4 protein-coding genes and 1 pseudogene are annotated in these 3,457 nt (G+C 33.9%); 2 read left to right on the forward strand and 3 right to left on the reverse strand.

Going from position 1 to position 3,457, the window contains the following annotated elements; all coding sequences use genetic code 11:
- Positions 1-38 precede the first annotated feature (38 nt).
- Positions 39-260 (forward strand): PspC family transcriptional regulator, encoded by a 222-nt coding sequence (locus WBY99_RS06035; RefSeq protein ID WP_423975433.1) that lies wholly within the window; start codon positions 39-41, stop codon positions 258-260.
- 71 nt (positions 261-331) lie between these two features.
- Positions 332-844: a GNAT family N-acetyltransferase gene (locus tag WBY99_RS06040; protein ID WP_423975434.1), complete on the forward strand. Its 513-nt coding sequence runs from the start codon at positions 332-334 to the stop codon at positions 842-844.
- A 42-nt stretch (positions 845-886) separates the two neighbouring features.
- Here the strand turns inward: WBY99_RS06040 and WBY99_RS06045 are convergent.
- The 3 genes and pseudogenes from WBY99_RS06045 to WBY99_RS06055 all read right to left on the reverse strand — a co-directional run bounded on the left by WBY99_RS06045 (position 887) and on the right by WBY99_RS06055 (position 3,118).
- Positions 887-1,530 (reverse strand): annotated as a pseudogene (locus WBY99_RS06045) (SIMPL domain-containing protein).
- 23 nt (positions 1,531-1,553) lie between these two features.
- Positions 1,554-2,318: a carboxypeptidase-like regulatory domain-containing protein gene (locus WBY99_RS06050; protein ID WP_423975435.1), complete on the reverse strand. Its 765-nt coding sequence runs from the start codon at positions 2,316-2,318 to the stop codon at positions 1,554-1,556.
- Positions 2,318-3,118: a hypothetical protein gene (locus WBY99_RS06055; protein WP_423975436.1), complete on the reverse strand. Its 801-nt coding sequence runs from the start codon at positions 3,116-3,118 to the stop codon at positions 2,318-2,320. Before WBY99_RS06055 ends, WBY99_RS06050 begins: the two co-directional genes overlap by 1 nt.
- Between the last annotated feature and the right edge of the window lie 339 nt (positions 3,119-3,457).

Consider the following 3,457-nt stretch of genomic DNA (forward strand, 5'->3'; position numbering starts at 1 on the left):
GTTTCGTATCTTTGAACTTCTAAAAAAAACGCTCTAAAATGCTTACAAATTTAAGACACAAAATGGAAAGACAATGGTTTGGCGTTCTCACAAGAATGGGCGCAAAACTGGGAATTCCGGCATCAAAATTGCGGGTTTTTTTCATCTACTCTACTTTTGCAACAGCTGGCGTTTTCTTTCTCGTATACTTGGGATTGGCTTTTACCTTGTGGATCAAAGACATGTTTGTTACTCGACGACCAAACGTTTTTGATTTATAATAAATACGAATTACACGAATTTTCTCGAATTTTCTCGAAGTCCACGAATTTTCACAAATGAAACGAATACTATGATTTGGCTTGAAGAATTGCAAACCCGCAAGAAAGTTTCTAGAATTTATTCTGCTTACGAAAACACTTTTTCTGAAGATGAACGGAGAGATCGAGTGCAGTTTTTGGCTTTGCTCGAAGATCCCGATTGTTTTATTTTTTCCGTGAAAAATGATGAAGATTTTGTAGGCTATTTAATTCTTTGGAAATTATCTGATTTCTATTTTCTGGAACATTTCGAAGTTTTCGAAGAATTCCGAAATTTAAAATTAGGTTCACAAATTTTAGCAGAATTAAAGGAAAAATTCGGAAATATTGTTTTAGAATCTGAACCGAAAGATTTAGATGAAATGGCGGAAAGAAGAATCAATTTCTATTTGCGCAACGGATTTTCGATTATTTCTGAAGATTATATTCAACCGAGTTATGGTGACGGAAAAAATTCGATGAATTTGTTTTTGCTGAGTAATTTTCCTGTGGAAAATCCAGGAGAAATTGAAAAAGAACTGCATTCGAAAGTTTATCAATTTTAAAAAACTTTGTCAAAGATTTAAACTTTGACAAAGTAAATGTTCTTAATTCACCTCATATTCTAATTTTATCGTAATACTCGCTTCTTTTTCTTTCGAAGAAGTGTTGAAAGTTCCGCCGTAAGAATATTCTTCGGTAGAATTCGGTGCGGTAATTTGGGTAACTCCCATCGTTGCTTTTTTCAGATTACCGAGTTTGGAACCTGCATTTTCGGCAATTTTTTCGGCGCGTTGTTTGGCATCATTTGTTGTTTCACATTTGCCAATTTGGTGTAAAAATAATTGGGCGGCGAAGAAGTAAATTCGATTCCCAAATTGATGATCTCGGTGATATTTCTCGATAAATTTTCAACTGTCGCCACATCTTTGCTGTCGATAGAAACCGTTTGCGAAAGTTGATAACCCGCAAAACTTTGTTGACTTCTGCCATTTGAATCGGTAGAACAATTGAATTGCTTCTGAATATCAACGGCGGAAAAAACCATTTCGTTTTTCGGAATTCCTTTGGAAGCCAAATAATTTTCGATCACTTTTTTATCATTCGCCAATTCGTCGTAAGCCGATTTTAATTCAAAACTATTTCTTGAGAAATTTCCACTCCAGGCAATTAGATCCGAAGTAAACTTATTACTCCCCAAACCTGTTCCCGAAACTGTCTGAGAAAATAATGAAGAAAAACAAAATATCAAACATTAAACACCTAAAATTGCCCTCATTTATTTTTCTTTTTTTTGGCTGGAACGTTTGGTAAATTTTTGTGATAAGCATCTAATTTGTTATTCGCTTCTTTTATAAATCTCGAAAGATCATATTGCGTACAAATACCACGAAATAGAACTTCTCTTCTTTCAAAATTTTGAAAAATATAATAAATAAAAGGTTGGATCTCTGATGGTTTAAGTTGTAAATCTTCGGTAAAAAAATCACCGCCAAGATTTACGATGAGAAATTGCATAAAATCTACATCATCCCATTGTGAGTTTGGTCCGCCAACAGAAAACCCTTGTCCAACAGGCTGAACGAATTCTCCCGCTTTTGGGGCTAAAACTTCTTCCGTAGATTCTGAACGGATATAATTTGCGGTTTCTGATTTTAATTTTTTCACAGATTTTGTATCACCATAATTTTTGAGGTCTTTATTTAAATCTCCTACTGGTTGATAAGCAATTTTCACTTCCTCAATTTCTGCCGGAATTCTGAGGATAGAAATCGTAAAAGGATTGGTAAAATCCTGCTCTTTCATCATTTTGGAACTTCGCTCAAAACCTTGACGAATAAATCGCAGTTCACTATTTACAGAAGCTTCAATTGTAAATTCACCGTTGAGATTCGTATACGTTTTCTGTTCGGATTTCATATTAAAAACCAAAACCTCAGGAAGTGGATTTCGATCTTCATCGGTTACTGTTCCCGAAACTTTCTGAGAAAATAATGAGGAAGAAAAAGAGAGGAAGAATAGTGAAATAATTCGAATCATTAAGAACCTACTTTATGGGTTTTGATATATTCCACCAAAGCCATTTTCAATTCGGATTCAATTATGGCTCTATTAAAGTTTTTATGGTATTTTTTCGCCAGTGAATTTGCATGATCTACATACGCCAGGAAAATATCAAAATCATATTCCGACATTCCGTAACTTTTATAATAATCCAAATCGACTACATCTTTTACTCTTCGATAAAAATCCTCAACTTCTGCGTAATTCGGAGTGTTATTCGGCTTGGTTGTCGCTTTACCAATTAATCCTTTGAGTGCGGAGGCAAGTCCCAAAATATTCATTTGGCCTTCTCCATAATTCTTTGGTGCAAAGGAACTTGGGATTTTATTCTGTGGGATTACTTCTGTCATTGGTCCCATCACATACTTACTGATTTCATTATTCAGTTTTTCAGTTTTCGCAGAGGTTTTAAAATACGCGAGATCTTTTTTTAAATCTCCGGTCGGAATGAAAGCAATGGTCACTTCTTCAATCTCAAAAGGTAATTTACTGAGAACTAACTGTAAGGGATTGGTAAAGTTATCGTCTTTGATTTTCAAAGTCAACCGTTCGAATCCTTTTTTAACAATTCGCAATTCATCTGATGGAATGGCAGCAATAATGAAGTCTCCAGACTGATCGGTTACTACCACTTCTTCTGTACGAGGATTGTAAATGTAGGTTTGGGGAATGTTATTCTGAACTTCGTTTTTCACATTTCCGATGACATATTTTTTCTGCGCAAACAGCAATGAAACCGAAAATAGGAAAAAGGCAAATAGTAGTTTTGTTTTCATTCATGATATTTTCGTAAATATAATTCGATATTGGGCAGATTTGTTATTTTCAATTCTTTGGAGTTGAAAGTTTAACCGGCTTTAACGCGTTTTATGATTTTTTTTGAATTTTTCATTTTGGTTTTTGTTAAAATTTTTTCATTTTGCAGGAAATCATAACTGTAACTTTTAACCTAAAGAGAATCGAAGACTATTAAATAACAATCAAATGTTTATAATCGTTTTTGAGTGAAAAATTAGTTTGAAAATCCACCATTAAGTTTAATGAAGGGATTCAGAAAACTAAGGTTTCCTACGGAGATTGGAGGGTTTTTGATTGATAGAAAAAATCTTGAATAA

It is taken from the genome of Kaistella sp. (genome assembly GCF_049588135.1).
Taxonomy (GTDB): domain Bacteria; phylum Bacteroidota; class Bacteroidia; order Flavobacteriales; family Weeksellaceae; genus Kaistella.